The organism is Winslowiella arboricola (assembly GCF_025527015.1).
Taxonomy (GTDB): Bacteria; Pseudomonadota; Gammaproteobacteria; order Enterobacterales; family Enterobacteriaceae; genus Erwinia; species Erwinia arboricola.
In genome coordinates, this window is record NZ_JAODIM010000034.1 from 80,088 (window position 1) to 105,571 (window position 25,484).

General features: G+C 54.2%; 23 protein-coding genes. 17 read left to right on the forward strand and 6 right to left on the reverse strand.

What is annotated here, in order from left to right:
• Nucleotides 1–10 precede the first annotated feature (10 nt).
• The 3 genes from N5923_RS02920 to N5923_RS02930 form a co-directional block, all read right to left on the reverse strand.
• Nucleotides 11–802 (reverse strand): MipA/OmpV family protein, encoded by a 792-nt coding sequence (locus tag N5923_RS02920; protein ID WP_267141075.1) that lies wholly within the window; start codon nucleotides 800–802, stop codon nucleotides 11–13.
• Between the two features lie 399 nt (nucleotides 803–1,201).
• Complete coding sequence (locus tag N5923_RS02925) at nucleotides 1,202–2,686, reverse strand: methyl-accepting chemotaxis protein (RefSeq protein WP_267145215.1); 1,485 nt, start codon at nucleotides 2,684–2,686, stop codon at nucleotides 1,202–1,204.
• 233 nt (nucleotides 2,687–2,919) lie between these two features.
• A complete protein-coding gene (locus N5923_RS02930) occupies nucleotides 2,920–4,185 on the reverse strand; it encodes an oligosaccharide MFS transporter (protein ID WP_267145213.1) in 1,266 nt (421 codons plus the stop codon).
• A 426-nt stretch (nucleotides 4,186–4,611) separates the two neighbouring features.
• Between N5923_RS02930 and uxuA the strand changes: the two genes are divergently transcribed.
• From uxuA to N5923_RS02970, 8 genes are all read left to right on the forward strand, one after another.
• Nucleotides 4,612–5,796, forward strand: a complete 1,185-nt coding sequence (gene uxuA / locus N5923_RS02935) for a mannonate dehydratase (RefSeq protein WP_267141077.1) — start codon at nucleotides 4,612–4,614, stop codon at nucleotides 5,794–5,796.
• A gap of 108 nt (nucleotides 5,797–5,904) precedes the next feature.
• A complete protein-coding gene (locus tag N5923_RS02940) occupies nucleotides 5,905–7,389 on the forward strand; it encodes a fructuronate reductase (protein WP_267141078.1) in 1,485 nt (494 codons plus the stop codon).
• Nucleotides 7,389–8,801, forward strand: a complete 1,413-nt coding sequence (uxaC, locus tag N5923_RS02945) for a glucuronate isomerase (protein ID WP_267141079.1) — start codon at nucleotides 7,389–7,391, stop codon at nucleotides 8,799–8,801. Before N5923_RS02940 ends, uxaC begins: the two co-directional genes overlap by 1 nt.
• A 113-nt stretch (nucleotides 8,802–8,914) precedes the next feature.
• Entirely contained in the window at nucleotides 8,915–9,688 is a 774-nt protein-coding gene (uxuR, locus tag N5923_RS02950; RefSeq protein WP_267141080.1) for a Uxu operon transcriptional regulator, read from the forward strand.
• Nucleotides 9,689–9,721: 33 nt separating this feature from the next.
• Nucleotides 9,722–10,315, forward strand: a complete 594-nt coding sequence (locus tag N5923_RS02955) for a TetR/AcrR family transcriptional regulator (protein ID WP_267141081.1) — start codon at nucleotides 9,722–9,724, stop codon at nucleotides 10,313–10,315.
• A gap of 327 nt (nucleotides 10,316–10,642) precedes the next feature.
• Entirely contained in the window at nucleotides 10,643–12,448 is a 1,806-nt protein-coding gene (uidA, locus tag N5923_RS02960; RefSeq protein WP_267141082.1) for a beta-glucuronidase, read from the forward strand.
• 6 nt (nucleotides 12,449–12,454) lie between these two features.
• Entirely contained in the window at nucleotides 12,455–13,852 is a 1,398-nt protein-coding gene (gene uidB / locus N5923_RS02965; RefSeq protein ID WP_267141083.1) for a glucuronide transporter, read from the forward strand.
• Between the two features lie 26 nt (nucleotides 13,853–13,878).
• Complete coding sequence (locus tag N5923_RS02970) at nucleotides 13,879–15,150, forward strand: OprD family porin (RefSeq protein ID WP_267141084.1); 1,272 nt, start codon at nucleotides 13,879–13,881, stop codon at nucleotides 15,148–15,150.
• A 36-nt stretch (nucleotides 15,151–15,186) separates the two neighbouring features.
• Here N5923_RS02970 and N5923_RS02975 read toward each other — a convergent pair whose 3' ends face one another.
• A complete protein-coding gene (locus N5923_RS02975; protein WP_267141085.1) occupies nucleotides 15,187–16,008 on the reverse strand; it encodes a shikimate 5-dehydrogenase in 822 nt (273 codons plus the stop codon).
• Between the two features lie 97 nt (nucleotides 16,009–16,105).
• Entirely contained in the window at nucleotides 16,106–16,987 is an 882-nt protein-coding gene (locus N5923_RS02980) for a LysR family transcriptional regulator (RefSeq protein WP_267141086.1), read from the reverse strand.
• Between the two features lie 106 nt (nucleotides 16,988–17,093).
• Between N5923_RS02980 and N5923_RS02985 the strand changes: the two genes are divergently transcribed.
• From N5923_RS02985 to N5923_RS03020, 8 genes are all read left to right on the forward strand, one after another.
• The gene (locus N5923_RS02985; RefSeq protein ID WP_267141087.1) at nucleotides 17,094–18,059 is read left to right on the forward strand and encodes an agmatinase; all 966 of its coding nucleotides are present in this window, start codon (nucleotides 17,094–17,096) and stop codon (nucleotides 18,057–18,059) included.
• A gap of 18 nt (nucleotides 18,060–18,077) precedes the next feature.
• Nucleotides 18,078–18,818 (forward strand): transporter substrate-binding domain-containing protein, encoded by a 741-nt coding sequence (locus tag N5923_RS02990; protein WP_267141088.1) that lies wholly within the window; start codon nucleotides 18,078–18,080, stop codon nucleotides 18,816–18,818.
• A 12-nt stretch (nucleotides 18,819–18,830) separates the two neighbouring features.
• Entirely contained in the window at nucleotides 18,831–19,502 is a 672-nt protein-coding gene (locus tag N5923_RS02995; RefSeq protein WP_267141089.1) for an amino acid ABC transporter permease, read from the forward strand.
• Nucleotides 19,499–20,248, forward strand: a complete 750-nt coding sequence (locus N5923_RS03000) for an amino acid ABC transporter ATP-binding protein (protein WP_267141090.1) — start codon at nucleotides 19,499–19,501, stop codon at nucleotides 20,246–20,248. Before N5923_RS02995 ends, N5923_RS03000 begins: the two co-directional genes overlap by 4 nt.
• A 13-nt stretch (nucleotides 20,249–20,261) precedes the next feature.
• Nucleotides 20,262–21,206: an arginase family protein gene (locus tag N5923_RS03005; protein WP_267141091.1), complete on the forward strand. Its 945-nt coding sequence runs from the start codon at nucleotides 20,262–20,264 to the stop codon at nucleotides 21,204–21,206.
• A gap of 48 nt (nucleotides 21,207–21,254) precedes the next feature.
• Nucleotides 21,255–22,109 (forward strand): D-amino-acid transaminase, encoded by an 855-nt coding sequence (locus N5923_RS03010; protein WP_267141092.1) that lies wholly within the window; start codon nucleotides 21,255–21,257, stop codon nucleotides 22,107–22,109.
• 187 nt (nucleotides 22,110–22,296) lie between these two features.
• Complete coding sequence (locus N5923_RS03015; protein ID WP_267141093.1) at nucleotides 22,297–23,604, forward strand: MFS transporter; 1,308 nt, start codon at nucleotides 22,297–22,299, stop codon at nucleotides 23,602–23,604.
• Between the two features lie 162 nt (nucleotides 23,605–23,766).
• Nucleotides 23,767–24,792 carry a Gfo/Idh/MocA family oxidoreductase gene (locus N5923_RS03020; RefSeq protein ID WP_267141094.1) on the forward strand — a complete coding sequence of 342 codons (1,026 nt, stop codon included), beginning with the start codon at nucleotides 23,767–23,769 and terminating at the stop codon, nucleotides 24,790–24,792.
• 4 nt (nucleotides 24,793–24,796) lie between these two features.
• Here the strand turns inward: N5923_RS03020 and N5923_RS03025 are convergent, their stop codons facing one another.
• On the reverse strand, nucleotides 24,797–24,895 hold the full coding sequence (locus N5923_RS03025) for a YoaK family small membrane protein (RefSeq protein WP_017800814.1): 99 nt from the start codon (nucleotides 24,893–24,895) through the stop codon (nucleotides 24,797–24,799).
• 261 nt (nucleotides 24,896–25,156) lie between these two features.
• Here N5923_RS03025 and N5923_RS03030 point away from each other — a divergent pair, with 261 nt between their 5' ends.
• On the forward strand, nucleotides 25,157–25,369 hold the full coding sequence (locus tag N5923_RS03030) for a YdgH/BhsA/McbA-like domain containing protein (RefSeq protein ID WP_267141095.1): 213 nt from the start codon (nucleotides 25,157–25,159) through the stop codon (nucleotides 25,367–25,369).
• Nucleotides 25,370–25,484: the final 115 nt, after the last annotated feature.

Sequence of the window (25,484 nt, forward strand, 5' to 3'; positions counted from 1 at the left end):
GTTTTATCCTCTAAAAGTGATAGAGATAACCAACTGTGACCTGCGGAATGGTGGTCTTATCGACTAACGGACTGTCGTCAATGCCACTGCCGAAACGCGTCACACTGGCATCAAGACTCAGACTCTGATGCGCGGTAAGCGCATAGCTGACATTCAATCCCGCAGAGAAGGCATAAGTTGACTTGCCATCATAAGCATCGCGACCCGGGCGGGCTTCGGCAGGCCGGACGCCATAATAGTAATCAACATATTTATCGTTAAGCCAGGCAACGTCCGCATACGGTGCGATGGTGATGTCACCGTAATCAAACTTTCGGATGGCGCCGAGTTTCGCTTTTTGTCCTTTATTACCGGCGAAAAGATAGTCGGCATACAGGGTGACGATTTCCGTGTCCCATGTTACCGACGGGCCAACCCAGAATCCGCCGCTGCGCTTTTGCATATCGTTCAGAACCGTTGCATCCGATCCCTTATAACCATCCCCGAAAGCGTATTCACTGTGCAGGGCAAATTTCAGGTTATCCCATTGACCAGCTTTCACATCGAGGTTATTGCCGAACAGTCGCAGCCAGTTATTTTCAACATAGATCAGCGGCAGTGGTGAAAACTCTGAACCGTAATCGCTGTAAGGGGACTGCTCATATTTGGCACCAATGCCGAGTCCCCAGTGGTTGATGTTGGGCTGATCGCTAAACAGAGTAAATCCGCTGGTCTGAGCGGCGGAGTCACTAACCGCATAAAGAGAACCTGAATAGAGAAACGCAGACACCAGCAATAATCTGGTTGGAAAAGTTTGCTTCACAGTAGTTCCTTAAGAGGCGAATTTAACTTTGGCAGCAACTTTAGGACTTTCTGACTTACAGATTACTTACCGCATGGCTTTATGTATGAAACAGCAGATATTGATATTAACCCTGTCGCCGGTAAACCGCTTTTCGCGGTAAAATTGATCCAGCGCAATATGCCTCAGCTGACCTCCTGCCAATCTTGAAGCTAAGCAGTAATCCTGAAATGACAGCTGATACAGGGGCAGGAAAATGACAACTAAAATGGGTTTGGGTCTTGGTATGCTGGTATGGCTGGGCTATGTCGCCTGGATGGTCACTTACTACGCCGGTACATTTACGCTATTCAGTTCTTAAGCGTTGCCGCGCCGGTTATTCCTCTGAGTCCGATCAGGCGACTCAGAGGGGCAGGCCAGTTAACTAAATACGCTGATGGCATTCACCAGGCGGCGCGCCTGCTGCTTCATTCCGGCCGCTTCCCGCACGCTGTTCCCGGCCAGAGAAGCATTCTGACGGGTATTCTGATCCAGCACTTCCACCGCTTTACCTACTTCGCTCAGGCCGATTCCCTGCTCATGGGTCGCCATACTGATTTGATTCAGTAACGCTTTCACACTCTGCACTTTTTCGACCATTTCGGTAATCGCTTCCCCCGCTTCGCGTACCTGATCGGCGCCATTCTGCACATTCAGCGTACTGGCTTTAATCAGCTGGCGGATCTCGCTGGCGGCCTGCGCGCTGCGATTGGCCAGATTGCGAACCTCACCGGCGACCACCGCAAAACCTTTGCCCTGTTCGCCAGCGCGCGCGGCTTCCACCGCCGCATTCAGCGCCAGAATATTGGTCTGAAAGGCAATACTGTCGATCAGACTGATCATGGTGGCGATCTGCGTCGAACTTTCGGCAATCTTAGCCATAGTGCCGACCACGCTTTGCACTGCCTCGCGCCCCTCTAACGCCGCCTGATTAACGGTTGATGAGAAGCTGTTGGCTTTATCGGTGCTGTCGGTATTCTTCTCTACCGCGCGGGTCATCTGCTCCATTGCGGCGGCGGTTTGCTGCACGCTGACCGCCGTCTGTTCGGTGCGACTGGCGATTTTCTCGCTGCCCTGCGACAGCGCATCGCTGGCCTGATGAACGGCCATAATTTGCGCGCGCACATCGTTAACCAGCCAGCGGAACATCAGCCCCTGCTGCGACACTGCACGCAAGGTCATGCCCACTTCATCCACGCGATCAAAGCCTTCAACCTGGCTATTGGCGCCAGTGGCGACATTCAGCGCCATGCGGCAGGCTTTCTCCATCGGGCGCGAAATTTGCCACTCCAGCCAGCCGCAGATAATCACTGTAGCCAGCAGCGAGAGCCCGGCGGAACATGCCAGTGCGCTACCGGCAACGCCAGCCGCTAGCGAGCTAAGCAGGCTAAGCAGCCAGAAAGCGGCGCTGGCCGAGCGGATCCGCCAGCGCAGCGGCATCGTCTTCAGCGCGGAGAGGCTGGCGAGCAGACCGCGACGCAGCAGAATGCCCTGATGCAACCGCCAGCTGCGCAGCTCATCGCGGCGCATTTGCTGATACAGCTGTTCGGCGCAGCTCACTTCTTCGCGGCTGGGTTTAATCCGCACCGACATATAGCCGATGATTTTAGCGTCGCGGATCAGCGGCACCACATTGGCACGCACCCAGTAATAGTCGCCATCCTTGCGGCGGTTCTTCACCAGCCCGCTCCATGGCAATCCTTGTCTGATAGTGCCCCACATATCGGCGAACGCCTGTTTCGGCATATCTGTATGGCGCACCAGATTGTGTGGTTGTCCTTCGATTTCGTGCTGCGCGTAGCCACTCACTTCGACAAAACTCATATTGGCGTAAGTAATATTGCCGCTGGCGTCGGTGGTGGTCATCAGGGTGGTATCGTCGGCGAGAATATATTCATTACCGCTATGGCTGGTCCGGGAACTCACAGGCAGGTCTCCTCCATGATTATGATAATTTTATTTAAGTCCGCATCAGGGGGTCTTATCGGCAGGAGAGGCTGTTAACTTTACGTAAAAAAAGTAAATCTGCGATCTGTTTTGGATTAGCGGAATGTAGCAAGGTTGCTGCAGCCATTATTGACTGAGCAACCGGGATTAAATCAGGCTTTACTGGCGTCCGGGGAGATCAGCCCGCTTGCACCGCGACCGGTCAGGGTAAAGAAGGAGATCACGGTAAAGCTGGCGGTAATCAGCCCAAGGATCAGGTAGGCCTGATGGAAACCAACAGAATCATACATCTGGCCTACCCAGGCTGAGAGCACGACCCCGGAAAGCTGTTTCGACAGGTTAAAACCGATTAAAAACAGCGTGGCGGAGAGGCGCGGGTCAAACACTGAAGAGATATATTTAAAGGTGCCCACCAGCAGGAACGGCAGCTCAAACATATGCAGGGTTTTCAGCACAATCACTTCAACGCCGCTGCTGGCGAATGACGAGCCAATAATCCGAACCGACATAATGGCTCCCGCCACCAGCAGGGCATTTTTAGCGCCAATGCGGTTTATAATCGCCGGAGCAAAAAACATAATAATCGCATTCAGCAATTCCCTGCCGGTGGTGACGAAACCAAATATTTCGGTTCCCTGCTGTGGCGACGAGAAAAAGCCTTTAAAGAAATTGGCAAACTGCTGGTCAAACACATCATAGATACTCGCCACACCGACCACATACAGCAAGAATGCCCAGAAACGTGGCATTTTCAGTAGTTCACCGGCCATTTTTAGCGAGAATTCGCGCTGATTAGCGCCGATTTTATCTATCACTACTTCACTCTGGCTCGGTTGCGGGCGTGAGAGGATTAACAGTAGCGCCAGCACCAGCGCAAATCCGGAGGCGATCCAGAAAGTGATATTGGGATCAATGCTAAACAGAATGCCGGTTAATGAGGCGCAGATCGCCCAGCCGACACAACCGGATACCCGCACCCGGCCATATTCAAAACGGTTGGTGCGGCTGACGCGCTCGATATAAGCCTCGACCGCCCCCGATCCGCCGGAAAAGACAAAACCCAGGTAGATCCCGCCCGCCAGCGCGCCAAACCAGATATTAAATTGCAGCAGTGGCGAAAGGACGAAGATAAAGAAGGGAGCAAACAGAATAAGCAGGATCACAATGCTCCATAACAGGTGCTTGCGGAGTCCTAATTTGTCCGATATCAGTCCGAAGGCGGTCTGGAAGACAATCGAAAACAGCGCGATGGAGGAGAAGACCATCCCGGTTTCGGTTTTTGTCAGATGGTTGACTTCCGCCAGCCATACCGGGAAAAAGGGAAAGTACGCCGACATAATGAAGTAGTAGAAGAAAAAGAACAGCATAAAGTAGCTGAAATTGTGCCGTTCCCTTGTTGTCAGTTCAGAGAGCTTCATAGAGTATCCCGTTATATTATTATTAGTCTGCCTGTGGACGTAAAATGTTATGCGCTTTACACAGGATGTCAGTTATCTCTCTAACGCCTTTTTACGGCAATTATCAGCTGTGTGTAATCAGAAGGTGATCACAAAAAGCGGCGAAAATAGCCCCTTAAGATGGTTAATTTCATTATGAGTGTTAGCGCGTGACATTTTGCGCTTCGTCGCCTGACTCAGGCATGTGGGCTGAAGCCTGGATAATTGGTTGATATCTTTTCTTTTGCCTTCTTTCCAGCACAAATACATCAATTTATGATTATTGCAGCGGTATAAAGATCGTCAATTTGTGATGTGGTTAACCAATTTAGCGCTAACGGTTGACATCATTTGGTAAATCACTGAGTTTAGCCATAAGCGAATCACAGACGAATAAGAGGATTGAGCATGAAGCAGACCTGGCGTTGGTATGGTCCCGATGATCCGGTAACGCTGGCCGATGTGCGCCAGGCCGGAGCAAGCGGAGTGGTCACTGCACTGCACCATATTCAGAATGGTGAAGTGTGGACGGTGGAAGAGATTCTGAAGCGCAAAGCGATCGTTGAAGCGGCCGGGCTGGTGTGGTCAGTGGTGGAAAGCGTGCCGATTCATGAGGATATCAAAACTCACTCCGGCCAGTATTCGTTGTGGATTAGCAACTACCAGCAGTCGCTGCGCAACCTTGCACAGTGTGGCATCTATACCGTTTGCTACAACTTTATGCCGGTGCTGGACTGGACCCGTACCGACCTCGAATATCAGCTGCCAAATGGCGCCAAAGCGCTGCGCTTCGATCAGATTGAGTTTGCGGTATTTGAACTGCATCTGCTGAAACGCGAGGGGGCAGCAGCCAGTTACACGGCTGAAGAAGTGCAGCAGGCTAATCAGCGGTTTGCTGAGATGAGCGATGAGAAAAAAGCGCGGCTGACCGCCAATATTATCGCGGGCCTGCCGGGGGCGGAAGAGGGCTACTCTCTTGAGCAGTTCCGCCAGCATCTGCAGCGCTATAAAGATATCGATAAAGCCCGACTGCGCGAGAACTTCGCTTACTTCCTCAATAGCATCATCCCGGTGGCAGAACAGGTGGGGATCCGTATGGCGGTGCACCCGGACGATCCACCGCGTCCGATCCTGGGTCTGCCGCGTATTGTCTCAACCATTGAAGATATGCAATGGATGGTCGACAACGTCAGCAGCCCGGCCAATGGCTTTACGATGTGTACCGGATCCTACGGCGTGCGCGCCGATAATGATCTGGTGCAGATGATTACACAGTTTGGTCCACGCATTTACTTTACCCATCTGCGTTCGACGCGACGTGAAGAGAATCCGCATACTTTCCACGAAGCGGAACACCTGTATGGTGATGTCGATATGTATGAGGTGATTAAAGCTATCGCCACGGAAGAGCAGCGCCGTAAGGCCGCTGGTGCAGAAGACCCGATCCCGATGCGTCCTGACCACGGTCACCAGATGCTGGACGATCTGCAAAAGAAAACCAATCCCGGTTATTCGGCGATTGGCCGCCTGAAAGGGCTGGCCGAACTGCGTGGTGTGGAGCTGGCAATCCGGCGCGCATTCTTCAGCCACTGATCTCCCGCCGCATAATGTATTCGCGTTATGCGGCTCGCTATTTCTCTCTGTTCTGATTCTGCTTAACCCTGCCGTCTGGCGAGGGTCGTTATTTAACAGGAGTTTGTTATGGCACAGAATATTGCCAACTGTCCGCTGACCGTCAGACGTCCGGCGTGGGACGCTACGCGCCTCGCGCCGCGAATTGTTCATCTTGGCTGCGGTGCTTTTCACCGGGCGCATCAGGCGTTGTACACCCACCACCTGCTGGAGATCAGTGACTGCGACTGGGGGATTTGTGAAGTGAGCCTGATGTCCGGTAATGGCGCGCGACTGATCGACCAGCTTAACGCGCAGAATTTGCTGTATACCGTGGCCGAACGCGGCGCAAACAGCAGCGAGTTAAAAATTATTGGCGCGGTTAAACAAGCGCTGCATGCGGAATCTGACGGCTGTGACGCTATTTTGCAGGCAATGACGCGCGCGGAGACCGCGATTGTCTCACTGACGATTACCGAGAAAGGCTACTGCACCGCTGGCGCCAGCGGTCAGCTTGATCTGCATAACCCGCTGATCGTACAGGATCTGGCACATCCGGCGCAGCCAGTATCAGCTATTGGCTATCTTGTTGAGGCGCTGCATCTGCGCCGCCAGCAGGGCGTTAAGCCGTTTACCGTGCTCTCCTGCGATAACGTGCGAGAAAATGGTCAGGTAGCAAAAGCGGCGGTGCTCGCGCTGGCAAACGCGCGTGATGCCGGGCTGGCGCAGTGGATAGCTGAGCATGTTACCTTTCCCTGTACCATGGTGGATCGCATCGTTCCCGCCGCGACGGAAGAGAGCCTGCAACAGATTGGCGCGCAACTGGGGGTATTCGATCCTTGTGCCATTGCCTGCGAACCCTTCCGCCAGTGGGTGATTGAAGATCATTTTGTTAATGGTCGTCCGCAGTGGGACCGCGCAGGCGCGCAGTTTGTCGCCGATGTGGCGCCGTTTGAACTGATGAAATTGCGGATGCTGAATGGCAGCCACTCGTTTCTCGCCTGTCTCGGCTATCTCGCCGGTTACCAGACTATTGCCGAAACCATCGATAATGGCGCATTCCGTCAGGCCGTTCTCTCTCTGATGCTGACGGAGCAGGCGCCCACGCTGGCGATGCCAGCAGATACCGATCTTAACCGCTATGCCGCGCAACTCATCGAGCGTTTTAGCAACCCGTCACTGCAACATCGCACCAGGCAAATCGCCATGGATGGCAGCCAGAAGTTGCCACAGCGTCTGCTCGATCCTATTCGTCAGCACCTTGCGACAGGTCAGCCATGGCGCCATCTGGCGCTGGGAGTGGCTGGCTGGATGCGTTATGTCAGCGGCGTGGATGAACAGGGGCGGACGATTGAGGTGGTGGATCCGCTGCTGACCCGGCTACAGGAGATTCATCAGCAGTATGCCGAACCGCAACAGCGGGTGCGTGCGCTGCTTGGCATCCGCGCTATTTTTGGTGCCGACCTGCCGGATAATCCGGTGTTTGTCAGTGCGGTCAGCAATGCTTACCAGCAGCTGCTGGACAACGGCGCTTATGCGGCGGTGGCGGCACTTAATCAGCAAGGAGAAGCGTAATGGCCGCATTTATGACGGAAGATTTTTTACTGAAAAACAACACGGCTCGCGTGCTGTATCACCACTATGCCGCCGCAATGCCGATTTATGACTTCCACTGCCATCTTAATCCGCGCGAGATCGCCGAAGATCGGCGTTTCGCCAACCTCGGGCAAATCTGGCTGGAAGGCGACCACTATAAATGGCGCGCGCTGCGGGCGACGGGAGTCGACGAGTCGCTGATCACCGGCAAAACCAGCAGTGATTATGATAAATATCAGGCCTGGGCGCGCACTGTGCCGCGCACGCTGGGCAATCCACTCTATCACTGGACCCATCTTGAACTGCGACGGCCATTTGGCATTACCGACACGCTGTTCGGACCGGCCACCGCCGAACGCATCTGGCAACAGTGCAATGAGCTGCTGGCGACGCCTGAATTCTCGGCGCGTGGCATTATGCGCCAGATGAATGTACGGATGGTGGGCACTACCGACGATCCGATTGATTCGCTGCAATATCATCGCCAGATTGCCGACGATGGCGGTTTTGATATTGAAGTGGCGCCAAGCTGGCGGCCAGATAAAGTATTTAAAATCGAGCTGGAGGGGTTTAACCACTATCTGCAACAGCTGGAAACGGCGGCGGATATAGCGATTACGCGCTTTGACGATTTACGCATAGCGCTGACCCGCCGTCTGGACCATTTTGCCATGCATGGCTGTCGCGCCGCCGATCACGGCATCGATATACTGCGCTATGCGCCGGTGCCGGACGATCGGCAGCTGGATGCGATACTGGCGAAACGTCTGGCGGGTAATGAACTTACCGAGCTGGAAATCGCCCGGTTCAGCACTGCCGTGCTGGTATGGCTGGGGCGTCAGTATGCGGCGCGCGGCTGGGTGATGCAGCTGCATATTGGCGCAATCCGTAATAACAACACGCGGATGTTTCGTCTGCTGGGCGCGGATAGCGGCTTTGACTCGATTGGCGACAATAATCTTGCCGGGCCGCTGTCGCGGCTGCTCGACAGTATGGATATCAGCAATGAGCTGCCCAAAACGATTCTTTACTGCCTCAATCCGCGTGATAACGAGGTGCTGGCGACGATGATCGGTAACTTTTCCGGCAGCGGCATGCCCGGCAAGCTGCAGTTTGGTTCCGGCTGGTGGTTTAATGACCAGAAAGACGGCATGCTGCGTCAGCTGCAGCAGCTGTCACAAATCGGGCTGCTAAGTCAGTTTGTCGGCATGCTGACGGACTCACGCAGTTTTCTCTCTTACACGCGGCATGAATATTTTCGTCGCCTGTTATGCAATCTGCTCGGCGAGTGGGTGGAAGCAGGGGAGGTGCCGGATGACGAAGCGCTGCTTGGACAGATGGTAAAAGATATCTGCTATAACAATGCGCAGCGTTATTTCTCCGGCGTATAATTTCAGGCGACCCACTGGTCGCCACTTGCTGATAATTGATCAACCACTTATGGTATAGTCTGAATATTGCCCTGATTTAGCGGCTTTACTGGCAACATAAAGCGGATACCACCATGAAAGCGTCTTCAGTTCCACCGCGCCCACAGCGTCCTTATCAGGAAGTGGGCGGCATGCTACGCACAATGATTGTCCGGGAGCAGTTCGCCATTGGCGATCGCCTGCCGCCGGAACGTGAAATCGCCGAAAGGCTGGATGTCACGCGTACTCTGCTGCGTGAAGCCTTGATTATGCTGGAAATTGAAGGGTTAATTGAGGTGCGCCGTGGCTCCGGCATTTTTGTCGTCAGGTTGCCGCAGGATCAACATGCTGATGCCGCAGAGAGCAGTCAGTGCAACGACGCCGGGCCGTTTGAGCTACTGCAGGCGCGTCAGCTGCTGGAGAGTAATATCGCCGAGTTTGCCGCGCTGCAGGCAACCCGCGACGATATCGTCAAGATGCGCCGCGCGTTGCAGATTGAAGAGCAGGAGCTGGCCAGCGAAGACCATGAAAGCGGAGATATGCAGTTCCATCTGGCGATTGCGGAAGCGACCCACAACAGCATGCTGGTGGAGTTGTTTAAACAGTCGTGGCAGTGGCGTGAGAATAACCCGATGTGGATCCAGCTGCATCGCCATCTGCAGGACACTCACTACCGCCAGGCCTGGCTGACCGACCACAAGCAGATCCTTGCCGCCCTGATCAAGAAAGATGCGCGGGCGGCTAAGCTTGCAATGTGGCAGCACCTCGAAAACGTGAAAGTGCGTCTGATCGAGTTCTCCGACGTTGATGATATTAACTTTGACGGCTATCTGTTTGCTTCCTGGCCATTAAGCGAAGCGAATTCCTGACACCGTTGCCGGTCAATCAAGGGAAGATCAAACGTGACGACTTCTGACCCCAAAACCCGTTCCCCGTCCAGATTGCGCGTGCTGACTGCCGCGCGCCTCTGTTTTGCGCGCGATGGCTTTCATGGCGCCTCAATGAAAAGCATCTGCAAGGCCTGTGATATGAGCCCGGGCACGCTGTATCACCATTTTGCCAGCAAAGAAGCGCTGATTGAGGAAATTATTCAGCAGGATCAACAGCGTGCCTTTTCACGTTTTGATGACAGTGACCAGCAGCGCGATGTGGTTGAGGAGATGATCGCTAATCTGCTGGCGGTGCGGGAAGAGGATCAGGCGCAGCGTTCGCTGGTGATTGAAATCATGGCCGAAGGTATGCGCAATCCGCTGGTAGCCGCGATGCTGGAGCGCAAACATCAGGCGATTATGCAGCGGGTGATTGAGCGTCTGGAAAAAGGCAAAGCGCAGGGCGCAATTGCGGCGCATATTGATGTAAACGCAGCTGCCAGTTTGCTGCTGTCGCTCACCTATGGCGTGCTGGCGGATACCGGCAGTGCGGTGCAACTCAGCGAGCAGCAGCGGCGGAAAACCCTGACCGCGATGATCAATGGCCTGCTGGGTATCAACCCGTAACTACGTCTTAATTGGTTAAATTCCTTTAAAACCATCTGATTAGATAATTTGATCGGGTGGTTTGTGTTGGTCTGAAAACTAGAACGAACGTTCGGTTGATCATCTTGCCGCTAAAGTCAATCTCTCCTGCGCGCCGTTCGTGAACCCCGTCGTCTTTCTGTCAGTTGCGCCTGCGTTTTTGCGAGCGAGACGGCAGTTCGTCTTTATCCCGGTAACGCTCCCTTGTGGCACATGGTATCTCTTTTACCACTGTTAAAATTTGGTTGACCAATGAAGATCCCGGTCAACCTGAGGCTGAATTCACTCACAAGATGGAGAAGCGAACCGATGTTAAAACCAGTAGAAACCCGATCCCGTGAAATTAAGAATTTAGATGGCTTATGGGCGTTTGTGGTCGACAGCGACAATCAGGGACTGAGCAAGGAGTGGTGGCGCCAGCCGCTGCAAGACAGCCGCGAGATTGCGGTGCCGGGCAGTTTTAATGAGCAGTTCGCCGATGCGGACATTCGTAATCATATTGGTAATGTCTGGTATCAGCGCGAGGTTATTGTTCCGGCAGGCTGGGATGGGCGCCGGGTAGTGCTGCGCTTTGATGCGGTTACCCATTATGGCAAAGTCTGGGTCAACGAGCAGCAGGTGATGGAACATCAGGGCGGTTATACGCCGTTTGAACAAGATATCAGCCAGCTGTTGCAGCCAGGTGAGCCGCTGCGCATCACCGTCTGCGTCAATAACCAGTTAAGCTGGCAGACCATTCCGCCAGGCGTGGTGACGGAAGATGCGGAAGGGAAACGCGAACAGCTCTATTTCCATGATTTCTTTAATTACGCCGGTATTCACCGCAGCGTGATGCTGTATACCACGCCGAAAAACCCTATCAGCGATGTGCATGTGGTGACCTCGCTGACAGATAATCATCAGCAGGGCACCGTCAGCTATCAGATCAAAGCGTCAGGAAAGATCCGCGTGCAGCTGAAAGATCATCAGCAAAATGTCGTGGCGCAGGGCAGCGGTCCGCAGGGCGATCTGCTGGTGAAGTCACCGACGTTATGGCAACCGGGCGAAGGCTATCTCTATACCCTGTGGGTGGAGAATGAGGCGGATGGCCAGCAGGATCACTATTTTGTCCGCGTCGGCATTCGCACAGTTAAAGTCTCCGGTGAACAGTTCCTGATTAACGATAAGCCATTCTATTTCACTGGCTTTGGCCGCCATGAAGATGCCGATATTCGCGGTAAAGGGTTTGATAATGTGCTGATGGTGCACGATCACGCACTGATGAACTGGATCGGCGCCAACTCTTATCGCACTTCACACTATCCCTATGCGGAAGAGATGCTCGACTGGGCCGATGAACACGGCATAGTGGTGATTAATGAAACCCCGGCGGTGGGTCTTAACCTCGCGCTGGGCATCACCTTTAGCCAGGATACGCTGCCGAAAGCGCTGTTCTCTGAGGAAGCGATTAACCAGCAAACCCGGCAGGCGCATCTGCAGGCGATTGAAGAGCTGATTGCCCGCGACAAAAATCACCCTTCGGTGGTGATGTGGAGCATCGCCAATGAGCCGGATGCCAACCAGGCTGGCGCACGTGACTACTTTGCGCCGCTGGCTGCTGCGACCCGCCAGCTGGATCCAACCCGTCCGATCACCTGCGTCAATGTGATGTTCTGCACTGCAGAAAGCGACACCATCACCGATCTGTTTGATGTGGTCTGCCTGAATCGTTATTTCGGCTGGTATACCCAGTCCGGCAACCTTGAGAAAGCGGAACAGGAGCTGGAGAAAGAGCTGCGCGCATGGCAGGAGAAGCTGCATCGCCCGATTATTATCACCGAATATGGCGCCGATACGCTGGCCGGTCTGCACTCCACTTATCAGGAGATGTGGAGCGAAGAGTTCCAGAATGCCTTCCTGGCAATGTATCACCGGGTATTCGATCGCGTGGGGGCGGTAGTAGGCGAGCATGTGTGGAACTTCGCCGACTTTGCCACCTCGCAGAACATTATTCGCGTCGGCGGTAATAAGAAAGGAGTGTTTACCCGCGACAGAAAACCGAAGTCCTCGGCGTTTGTCCTGCGCGAACGCTGGACGTCTCAGCAGCCGTTTATCAAGCCCGGCAGCGCGGAGTAATCACTTATGAAAAATAGCCTCACATGGAAAAATATTGTGGGCTATGGCTTAGGCGATGTTGCTAACAACTTCGCCTTTGCTATGGGCGCGATGTTTTTGCTGAATTACTACACCGATACCGTCGGCATTAATGCCGCGGTAGCCGGAACAATGCTGTTACTGGTGCGGATTTTTGATGCGGTGGCGGATGTGGTGGTGGGCAGGGTGGTCGACAGCACGCAAACACGCTGGGGCAAGTTCCGTCCCTTTATCCTGTTTGGCGCAGTACCGCTGATGGTGTTTAGCGTGCTGGTCTTCTCGGTTCCCGCCGCGCTGAGTGACGGCCATAAAATCTTTTATATCTATCTGACCTATATGGGACTTGGCCTGGCCTATTCGCTGGTTAATATACCCTATGGATCGCTCTCCACTGCCATGACTCAGCATCCCGAGGAACGAGCAAAGCTGGGCGCGGCACGCACCATTATGGCTTCCTTTACTTATACTCTGCTGGCGTTTGTAATTGCCCCGGCGATTAACAGCCGGCACGGTGATTCGCAGTCGATCTATACCCTCTACACCTGCGTGCTGGCGGTGGTTGGCGTGGCGCTGTACTGGATCTGTTTCCGCACCACTCAGGAGAATATCACCAGAGTGGTTCAGCAACCGACGCTGCGTATCAGCCTGAAAACCATCAAGCGTAACCGGCCACTGATTATCCTCTGTCTGGTGGCGATAGCGACCCTGACCGGCACCTTCTCCCTTAGCGCCGCCGCGCTGTATTACGTTCGCTATATTCTGCATGATATGAGCTATTTCAGCGTGCTGATCTTTATTCAGACCTTTCTCGGCGCGGTGTTAGCGGCTCCGTTAGTGCCGCGGCTGGTCAAACGTTATGGCAAGAAATCGACCTTTATTCTCGGTTCGGGGATCGCCGCACTCGGTTATCTGACGCTGTTCTTTTTTCTCTCTTCTTCGGTGTATGTGGCGTTTTTCCTGTTCGCCTGCGCCTCGTTTGGTGCCAGCCTGTGTATGACGGTGATGTGGGCACTGGAAGCCGATACCGTTGAATATGGCGAGTATCAGACCGGCGTACGTATTGAAGGGCTGACCTATTCGTTATTCTCCTTTACGCGTAAATGCGGTCAGGCGATTGGCGGCTCACTACCGGCGTTTATTCTGGTGGGGTTTGGTTATGTCTCTAATCAGCCGCAAAGCGCAGAGGCCATCACCGGGATTAAACTGGCAGTAGCGCTTATTCCGGCGTTCTTTATGTTTCTTGCCTTTATTGGTATGTGTTGTTATCCGCTTACTGAAAAGAAATATCAGGAGATCGTGCAGGAAATTGAAAAAAGAAAAACCACCAGTCAGCAATTCCTTGAAACACTCGAAGAACATAAGGTTTATCGCAGCAAAACCGAATAATAAATACCTCCGGGGATAAGAGCTATATGAAATACATCACCAAAACACAGTTAATCTGTGGGGTTGTGTTCTGCTTATCTTATCAGGCTGTAGCATCCTCCTTTGATCAGCAAGAGGATGTTTTAAGATTACGTGTCAGAAATGAACTTCGCAGGGCGGAGAAGCCCAGCGCCGGCGACGGTAAAGATATCTATGCCTGGGTGCAGGGGCTGGCGCTGGAATATAACAGTCGTTATTACCAGGATATTATCGGCGTCGATATTGGCGACTTTTATGTTTATAAGCTTGGCGCGCGTGATAACTGGAGTAGTCGCTGGTATTTAGATGGGCATGATAGTTTTAATCGTTATACGGCGGCGGTAAAAATAAATCTCTCACCGCAGTTGCAGTTTAAAGTCGGGCGTATGGTCACGGATACGCAATACAGCGGCGGCGACGATCTGTTAATTATGAACTCATCGTCACAACGTACCGTGCCATCACTCTCCGATGCGGCACTGCTTAAATATCAGCTTAATCCACAGCTGGATATTTATGCCATGTATCGCTTTGGCGTCTATAACTATTCAGATGTCGCCGAGGGCGTACATAAAACCGGGCCGATTAATACTACCACGCTAAAACATGATCTGTTTCGTCCACAGTATATCAGCGCACTTGCCTGGCGGCGTCAGTGTGAGTCTGCCGGCGCAGCGGTTTCATGGCAGCAGGATGTGGCGCTCCAGCTGATGACCAAAGCTGCAGGCTGTATTCCAGTGGCGGACGATCCGCGTGAGTATCTGAAGCCGGAGTTTATGGCGTTTTATGCCAGGATGAACGGACTCAGCGTCCGCGATGACAGCCCGGATTACGGCTATGTGGTCAGTGGACAGCTAAGCTATATTGCGCCGCCAGGTTCACTGTTTCTGGCGGCCGCCAGAACCGGTGACCGGCCGCACTGGAGCTCCGGCGTCGATACCGATCTGGGTTATCCGTTCGATCTCAGTATTGACCGTAACCATAATGATATGTGGTCGTGGCAGGCGGGTGGCACCGTGAATCTGCCGGGTGATACTTTTGTTGGCGTGGCGCAGGTAATGACCCGCGGTTATGAGGACTATCAGCATCGCGTGCCGATCCACGGCATGGGCACTAACCTGCTGTTTGGCTATCGCCCGCAAGATGGCATGCTGAAAGGGCTAAAGGCGTTACTGATCCTCAATAAAGCCCGCGAGCATCGCAACGGCAGTAGCCTGGGTGACCGGCTGGACTACTACGATATCAAAATGAATCTGCAGTATGATTTTACGCTGAAGTAATCCGCCGGTTTGGGTGTAGTCAAGGCTGCCGGTAGTCTATTGCCGGGAATAAGCGGCGGCCTGCTGGAATAATGCGTCATCCGGACGGATGCCGGTATACAGCACAAATTGTTCAACCGCCTGAATGGCAAACACTTCCGCACCGGTAATCACTGTTTTGTGCTGGCTGCGCGCGCTGGCGATCAGCGGCGTCTGTTCCGGTAACGCCACGACTTCAAAAATCACGCTGGCGGCAGCAATCTCTTCAGCAGTAAACGACAGTTTATCGGCATCAACGCCGCCGCTCATACCGATTGGCGTGGCGTTAATTAATAAGCCGGGCGTTGGCACGCCTTCCAGGCTCAGACGCCATTCAAAGCCGCATAACTCCGCCAGCTGACGGCCACTGGTTTCATTTTTGGCAATAATATAGCCGTGCTTAAAACCGGCATCTTTTAATGCGCAGGCCACCGCTTTAGCCATGCCGCCGCTGCCGCGCAGCGCAAAACTGATCTCCGTCGGCACCTGATACTGCTTTAACAGGGTAGCGATAGCGATATAGTCGGTGTTGTACGCTTTCAGATAGCCGTCGGTATTGACGATGGTATTCACCGAATCGATGGCTTTTGCCGAGGCATCCAGCTCATCGACCATCGGAATGCAGGCCTCTTTAAACGGCATTGAAATCGCGCAGCCGCGAATGCCCAGCGCGCGAACACCGCCGATGGCCGCCGCCAGATCATTGGTGGTAAAGGCTTTATACAGGTAATCGAGATCCAGCGCGTCATACAGATAATTATGGAAGCGGGTGCCGAAATTGCCGGGGCGCGCGGCCAGTGACATACAGACTTTGGTATCTTTGTTCAGATTTTTGCTCATTGTTTTATCCTGATGGCAGAACAGAGTGTCTCTTATCCCATACTACGGTAATAAAAAGCGGAAAAAACGGCTGACTTTATGCTTCAGGCTTCCCCTTTTAACTTTGACGCCGGTGGCTGGAGAGCAACAGCTTCAGCATGGTTTCGGCGGCGGGAGAGAGCGGACGCGAGCCGTGCGTGACCGCGTAGTGCCTGACTTCCCAGCGCGGCGTGCCGGGCACTTCCTGCAACGGCAATACCGGACGCAACAGATCGGCATAGTGGGTCGGCAGAATGCCGACATACTGGCCGGTGGCAATCAGCATTGCCACCGCTTCAATGCCGTTGGCTTCCGGACCACGCCGATAGCCCATGCGGCTGATACTCTCTTCAACAAAAGCCTGCTGATGGCGGAATACCAGCGGTCGTTTTTCACCGGTCAGTTCGCTGCCAACAAAATAGAGCTGATGACTTTCGCTATACAGTTCAATATAACGTAAAGATATGACCTTCTGATGTTCCATAATCCCTTTTACCGCAATATCCAGCTTGCGATCGAGCAATGCCTGAATAAGCTGTGGCGCGGTCAGGGTATGCAGCGATAAATTAACCAGCGGCGCAGTATGATGTAATTCCTTTAATGCCAGATGTAAAAAACTGCCGGGATTGCCAATGATATTATCAGAAAATCCTATGGATAGATCGCCGGAAATAATTTCGCGGCTGGCATCAATCGCCGGAAATATACGATCAAGCGCATCCAGCGCTTCCTGGGCATAAACCAGTGCGGCTTTACCGGCCTCGGTAAGCTCAAAGCCTTGTGGGCCGCGGCTGCAGAGTCGGGCGCCGAGTGTATCTTCCACCGATTTAATCTGCCGGCTGATGGTGGTTTTCGTCATATTCAGTTTATTTTCTGCTGCGGAAAAACCACCAGCCTGCGCCGCCACGCAAAATATACGTAACGCTCTTAAATCACGTTCATTCAGCACTCTATTTTTCATGGTTGTTTTTCCTGCAACGATGATTGCATAAAAAGTCTATTTTCCGGCTGCGCAACCATTAATACAATCGCCAGTAACATCTTTTGCCACACCAGGGAAATATACCATGTCAGAAAAATTAACCATTGCACCAAAAACTAATCATAAATCACTGCTATTTTCTGAAATTGCTTTGGATCTGGATAACCTGCAGGCGCATTTTGCCGTATTAGGTATGCCGTATGGCGCGGCCTATACCCCGCAGGATTATAACAACGATCAGACCAACGCCCCCACCGCCATCCGCCAGGCTTCCGACCGCGTGATCCGCAGCCCGGAGCGTTTTGATTTTGATATTGATGGTCCGCTGTTGCAGGGACGCGATGACGTGCGCTTTGTTGACTGTGGCGATGTGCCCGCCGATCTCAGCGATCCGCGCGGTCATTTCCGCCGTGCCGAGCTGGCGACGCGCAAAATTCTTGCGGCGGGCGCCATCCCGATTGTGCTGGGCGGCGATCATGGCATTACCAACCCGATCCTGCGCGCCTTTGACGACCAGGGGCCGATCACCATTGTGCATCTTGACGCGCATCTTGACTGGCGCGACGAGGTCAATGGCATCAAGGATGGTCTCTCCAGCCCAATGCGACGCGCCTCTGAGCTGCCGTATGTGAAAGAGATTATTCAGATCGGTATGCGCGCATCGGGCAGCGCGCGTCAGGAGGAGGCAGACTATGCACGAAAATGGGGCGCTGAAATTATCACTGCCTATGAATTGCACGATACAGGTATGGAAGCGGTGCTGGCGCGTATCCCCGATGGCGGCCGTTATTACCTGACGATAGATGCGGATGGCCTTGATCCAACCTGTATGCCAGCGGTCGCCGGACCGGCGCCAGGCGGCGTGACCTTCGTTCAGGCACGAAAATTGATACATGGCCTGGTGAAGAAAGGACGAGTGGTGGGGATGGACTTCGTTGAAATCCAGCCAGAAAAAGATATTAACCAGCACTCCTGCATGATTGCAGGCCGTCTGATTCTCAATTTTATCGGGGCCGCGATCCGCGCGGGCTATTGCGATACCACGCGTTAATTAACCTGGAAGATGCTGATGAAACTGAAAACCTTATTGCTGACGCTTTGCCTGCCTGCGCTGTTGCATATCGGCACGACGCTGGCCGCTGAGCCGGTGCGCGTCGCCATTGATCCCACTTTCCCGCCGATGGAGTACATCCAGGACGGTAAGCGCACCGGTTTTGATATTGATATGGCCAGCGCGCTGGCGGAGAAACTTGGCCGCCCGCTGGAGTACACCGATATGGACTTTAAAGCGATGGTGCCTTCGGTGCTGGCCGGACGTTCCGACATTATCCTGTCGGCGATCTATATCACCGATGAGCGCAAAAAAGTGGTCGATTTCACCGACCCTTACTTCTCTGCCGGTCTGGTGGTGATGGTGAATAAAGATAACACCAGCATCAAAGGCCCGGCCGATCTTGCCGGTAAACGTGTGGCGGTGCAGGTGGGCACCAAATCCGTCAGCGTGATGAATGCGCAATATCCAACCGCCAGACTGATTGAAGTGGAAAAAAATGAGGAGATGTTTAACTCATTAACTTCCGGCCGCGCGGATGCGGTGGTCACCGGTAAACCTGCGGCGCTGCTGTACGCCAAAGCGCGCGGCGTCAGCAAAGTATTAGACGAACCGTTAACGCGTGAGGACTACGGCATCGCCGTCAGTAAACGTGAGCCTGAACTGCGCGCTGAGCTGAATAAAGCGCTGCAGGCTATCCGCGCCGACGGCAGCTGGCAGCGTATCCACGAGAAGTGGTTTGGTGTTGCGGGCAACTAAAGGAGTGTAGGTATGGTCACTTTTGATTTTACACCGGCCCTGGCAGGCTGGCGGGAGCTGCTCTCAGGCGCGCTGGTGACCATAGAAATAACCCTGTGCGCCATGGTGTTGAGCTGCATTCTTGGCACGCTGATTGGTCTGGCGCGGGTCAATCCCGCGCGTAGATCGCTGTGGCTGGCGGGTAACACCTATGTGGTGCTGGTGCGCGGTACGCCGCTGCTGGTGCAGCTATTTATCCTCTACTTTGGTTTGCCCTATTTTGGCATCGTCATCCCGGCGTTTGTCTGCGGGGTGATCGGGATGGGCTGCTACTCCGCCGCCTATGTGTCTGAACTGGTGCGCGGGGCGATTCTGTCGATCGACCGGGGGCAGATGGAAGCGTCGCGTTCGATGGGCATGTCCTCGGGGCAGGCGATGCGCTGGGTGATAATGCCGCAGGCGCTGGTGCGTATGGTGCCACCGATGGCCAATGAGTTTATCGCGCTGACCAAAAACTCGGCGCTGGTATCGCTGGTGACCATTCATGACGTGATGCATGAAGGGCAGAAGATTATCAGCGTTTCCTACCGCTCACTGGAGGTCTATATCGTGATTGCCTTTATCTATCTGATACTGACCAGCGCCACCATGCTGGCGTTACGTAAGCTGGAAAACAAGCTGCGTGCCGGAGGGATGGTGCAATGAGTCAGGGCATTATTCAGGTCAGTAAGCTGCAAAAATCCTTTGGTGACAACACCATTCTGCATGGCGTCGACCTTGAAGTTCAGCGCGGCGAAGTGGTGGTGATTATCGGGCCGAGCGGCTCCGGCAAAAGCACTTTTTTACGCTGCTGTAACGGTCTCGAGCAGGCGGAAAGCGGCTCGATCCGTATCTGCGGTGAACGGCTGCTGGATAACGGCAAAATGCTGGACGATATCCGTCTGAATGCATTGCGCACCCATGTCGGCATGGTGTTTCAGTCGTTTAATTTATTTCCCCATCTCACCATTTTGCAGAATGTGGCGATTGGCCCGCGCAAAATTTTGCAGCAGCCGAAAGCCCATGCCGAACAGCTGGCGATGCAGCTGCTGGAGAAGGTCGGGCTGGCGCATAAAGCGACGGCAATGCCCGCCAGTCTGTCGGGCGGACAGAAGCAGCGTGTGGCTATCGCGCGGGCGCTGGCATTGCAGCCGGAGGTGATGCTGTTTGATGAACCCACCTCGGCGCTGGACCCGGAGTTGGTGGAAGAGGTGCTGACGGTGATGAAACAGCTGGCGCGCGAAGGGATGACCATGATGGTCGTCACCCATGAAATGACCTTCGCCCGCGAGATGGCGGATACGCTGGTGGTAATGGAGGAGGGGCGCATTGTTGAAACGGGTAACGCCGCAGCGATATTTGCCAGTCCGACCCATGCCAGAACCCAGGCCTTGCTGAAGAACATCAGTTAACAGAGAAAACAAAATGACCAATATGCGCGGCGTCGATCGGGTTAATCGCGTCTTTAGCGGCATCGCCACTTTTTTACGCGCCAACTACTGTGAGGATGTTGCCCGGCTACAGGCGGAAATGGCGATATTTGGCGTACCTTTTGATGAAGCGTCCCCTTTTATGCCCGGAACACGCATGGCGCCACGCAGTATCCGCGAACACTCGATGCGTTTCTCCCCCAGCGGCTTTTATGATATTGCGCGTCAGCAGCATTTTCTCGCCACTGAGATCACTGACGGCAAAATTCAGGATGTGGGCGATATCGATATTCTGCCGACCAACCTGCAACAGACGATGGAGAATATCTCGGCGATGACGCGTCAGTTGCGGCGTAAAGGGGTGATTGCGGTGGCAATGGGCGGTGACCACTCGGTCTCATATCCGCTGATTCGCGGCATTGAGGAGCCGGTGCATGTGATTCAGTTTGACGCCCATCTCGATTTTGCCCCGGTGCAGCATGATATGCACTACACCAACGGTCAGCCTTTCCGCCATATTGCCGCTTTACCGCAGGTAAAAAGCCTGACGCAAGTGGGGATCCGCAGTCTGCGGGTGCGACCGGGCGAAATCGCCGATGCGCAGGCGCAGGGCAGCCGCATCGTGCCGGTCAATGATTTTCGCCAGTGCACTCCACAGCAGATCGCCGCACTGTTACCTGCCGGTGAGAAGTGTTATGTCAGCATTGATATTGATGTGCTGGATATGGCGTTGGTGCCGGGATGCGTCTCTGCCGAGCCTGACGGACTGAGCTACGCCCAGCTGCGAGACACCCTGTGTGCGCTGGCTGAACGGATGGAGATTATTGGTTTCGATTTAGTCGAAGTAAATCCGTTGCTGGATGTCGCAACCGGCATGACTTCTTATCTGGCGGCGCATACTATGGTGGAGTTTATGGGTCATATCTTTGCCCACCGATAGCGGTCAGAAAGAGCGGTGCGGCGTATCTTCAGGGAAACGGGAATAACAATGCAGCGGATATATGTAAATGGTGAGTACGTTGACCAGCATCAGGCGCGGGTGTCAGTTTTCGACCGCGGCTTCCTGTTTGCTGATGCGGTATATGAAGTCACCGCGGTGGTTAACGGTCAGCTGGTGGATTTTGACGGTCATATGCAGCGGCTGCAACGCTCCTGTAAAGAGCTGGCGCTGCGGGTGCCACTCCGTGCGGATGAACTGCAACAGATCCATCTGACGCTGATTGAACAGAATGATCTGCAGGAAGGTTCGATTTACCTGCAGCTAAGCCGGGGCAGCGCCGGTGTGCGCGATTTTCACTTCCCCGGCGCGGATGTGGAACCTACGCTGGTGCTGTTTACCCAGCAGCATGCAATTGTGCAGCATGCAAAATTGCAGAACGGGCTGAAAGTGGTCACCTGGCAGGATATTCGCTGGCAGCGTCGTGATATTAAAACTGTCGGCTTACTGGCCGCCTGTATGGCAAAAGAGTATGCCCGCGCGCAGCAGGCGGATGATGTACTGTTTGTTGAGCACGGGCTGATTACCGAGGGCAGTTCCTCCAACTGCCATATGGTGCTGGCGGATAATACGCTGATCACCACACCGTTAAGTCATGCCATTTTGCCCGGCATTACACGTGCTACGTTGTTACGGCTGTGCGCTGCCGAAGGGATCACGGTGGTCGAGCGCTCCTTTAGCCCGCAAGAGGCTTATCAGGCGCAGGAGCTGTTTATCAGTTCCGCCACCACTTTTGTGTTACCGGTGGTGGCGCTGGATGGCAACACCATTGGCCGCGGCGTGCCGGGGCCGGTGGTACAGCGTCTGCGCGAACGTTATATCCGCGAGCTGACCGGTAATAAGTGATATTTCAGGCGGGCGGCGAGAACGCTGCCCCTTCATCAGACCCAGCCAGGGGCTGCGTTTTCACCGCCCGTAGTAATGACTTCCATCAATCCGAAACTCGCGCCGAAATTTGCCCGTTAGCGCCAAAAAAGACTACGATTCCACACTGGCCGTAAAAATCAGCGGATTAAAACTACAGGGAGTCGTAATGAAGAAGGTTCTCCGGGCATTTCTGCCGCTCTACACCACCACCCTGTTAATGCTGCTGGGATCCGGCTTACTCACCACCTATGTTTCGCTACGTCTTGCCCATGAGCAGGTGAGCGGGGCGCTGATCGGTGGCATTACCGCCGCCAACTATATTGGTCTGGTGATTGGCGGCAAGGTCGGACATAACCTGATTGCGCGCGTCGGTCATATCCGCGCCTATGTCTCCTGCGCCGGAATAATTACCGCTTCGGTACTGGGCCACGGGCTGACCGATTTTTTACCGCTATGGATCTTTCTGCGGCTGGTTATCGGGCTGTGCATGATGTGCCAGTATATGGTGCTGGAGAGCTGGCTGAACGATCAGGCGGAGGGCAGTCAGCGCGGCGTGATCTTTGGCCTGTATATGGTGGCGACCTATCTTGGTCTTTCCGCCGGTCAGTTTATTCTGGTGATGCAGAGCGATTTTGGCATCACCAGCTTAATGATTGTGGCGCTCTGTTTTGCCCTCTGTCTGGTGCCGATTGCGCTGACCACCCGCACCAACGCGCAGCCGATGTCACCGGCGCCAATGGAGCTGGGCTACTTCTTTAAAACCATTCCACGCCTGCTGATTATGACGCTGGTGATTGGTATGGCGGTGGGCGCGTTTTACGGGATGGCGCCGGTCTATATCAGCCAGCTGGGATTTGGCGCCCATCTGACCGGGGTGTTTATGGGCATTACCATCTTTGCCGGGCTGGTCTCACAATTTCCGCTGAGCTGGCTGTCAGATCGCATCGACCGTAATCGCCTGCTGTTTATCACCGCGCTGATTTTTGCGCTGGTGTCGATTCCGCTCGCCCTGCCGATGCAGTTTAACTTCACTCTGATTGTCGCCATGGCTTTTGCCGTCAGCATGATGCAGTTTTCCCTTTATCCGCTGGCGGTGGCGATTGCCAATGATCAGGTGGTGCCCGAGCGCCGCGTCTCGCTTACCGCCTGTCTGTTAATGGCGTTTGGTGTCGGTGCCTGTATCGGCCCGCTACTGACGGGCGCCATTATGCAGCCGCTGGGCGGCAATATGCTCTACTCCTTTTTCTGTCTGTGTGGCGTCGTGATTGCCGCGCTCAGCTGGCAGAAAGTCTCTGCGGTGACGCCCTCTGATGAGGTGCAGTTCCCCCATGTTGCGTTGCCGGATGGTATGACCAGCTCGCCGCTGGCGGTTGCGCTGAACCCGACGATTGATGAGGAAGAGATCCAGTCGGTGATGGTGAATAGCGAGGAAGAGGAGCTCCCCGCCGCTGAACAGGATGCGCCAGAAAAGTGACGCAGCAATTGTTATGTGATGTCTGTCACTAAACTGCATCTCGCCTGTATTCAGCTATCCTGCTATTGATGGATTATGTTTTTCATATTAACTAGTTTTGGAATTTTATTTTCATTCAAAGCGACGTCATCAACGGCAACTGAACGAGATAAGGGAAAAAGTATGAGATTAGGCTTAGTAGGCTATGGCCAGGGCGGACGTTATTTTCATGCGCCATTTATTGCGGCGGCACAGGGTGTTGAACTGGTTGGGGTGGTTGCCCGCGCCGTCGAAACCATCGCCCGGGTGAAAGCGGATCTGCCAGAAGTCAAAATCTATCCCAGCCTGAGCGCCATGCTGGCGGATGGGGTTGATGCGGTGACCATTACCACGCCTCCGGCGACACGCCGTGAACTGGTGCTGGAAGCGATTGCCGCCGGGGTGGCGGTGATTGCCGATAAACCTTTTGCCCCCAGCGCCGAAGTCGCGCGCGAGCTTGATCAGGCGGCAAAGGCGAAAGGGGTGGTGCTGGCGGTATTCCATAATCGCCGTTTTGACGCCGATATCCTGACGCTGCGTAAAATCCTGCAACAAGGCTCGCTGGGACAGCTGTGGCGTTTCCACTCGCGGATGGACCTTGACGATCCACACACGCTGGAAGGCGGCCCGCAGGGTGGCTTACTGCGCGACCTCGGCAGTCACCTGGTGGATCAGGCCATCTGGCTGCACGGGCCGGTCAGCACGGTGCATGCGCAATTAGACTTTGTCAGCGTGCAGGGCGAGCAGACCGATGCCAGCTTTGTGCTGACGCTGGTTCATCAGTCGGGCGTGCATTCGCACCTCTCCGCCAGCAAACTTAATCATCTGGCAGCTCGTGAGCTGCGCTGTTATGGCGATGCGGGCAGCTACTCGGCATCGGGCACCGATGTGCAGGCACAGGCTATTTTTGCTGGTCTGCGGCCGGTTGACGATCCTGCCGGTTGGGGAATTGAGAAACCTGAGTTGTGGGGCACGTTGCGCACCGCCGACGGCAACAAAGTGATCCCCTCAGAACAGGGGGCTTATCAGGCGTACTATGAACAGTTTGCCGCGGCGGTGCAGCAGGGCAGCAAGCCGCCGGTCACCGCCAGCGAGGCGATTCTGACGCTGAAAGTACTCGATGCCGCCCGTATCAGCGCCACCGAAGGGCGGGTGGTGAGGATAGATTAATCCGTCAGCTACCCGGCACCGCAGCGCCGCTGGCAATAAACCAGACAAAGAAAACCACTGCCGCAATAAAGATAAGGGCCGGTGCAATCGCTCTTTTGTTCATTCTACTCTCTCAGGGGGGGTCGCCAGAGGGCATATCGTAACCGGTTCAGGCTTTATAATGCAGCACTTTTGCCTGACAGCTGAGCCAGCCACTCCTGCCAGCAACGATCCGAATTGATATCTGGCTGCATCGATTTTATGTCAGTATTTTTGATAAAGATAAGCAAATAGCTCCGCTATCAAACATTGATTGCTGGCGTTACTATTGTTTTATCGAAGGCAAGCAGCCTTCTTCCAGTCAAAAACCTGAAGGAATTAAATCATGAAATCTATCAAAACTTTTGTTGCAGTTATCGCCCTTGCTACCGTTTCTTTTGGCAGCTTTGCTCAGACCGTAAGCGCCACCGGCAGCCACCTCGACAGTGCAGAAGCGCGTATTGCCGCTAAAGCGCAGGCAGCAGGCGCTTCATCTTATAAAATCACCAGCGCAAGCACCGGCAACTATGTGTATATGACGGCAGACCTGATCAAATAAGCACGTTTCGATCGCTTGTCATCTCGTCATTGTGCATGTCATCGGCACGGGCGGCGAGAACGCCGCCCCTACTTATAATTCACAGATTTATGTAGGGGCGGCGTTCTCGCCGCCT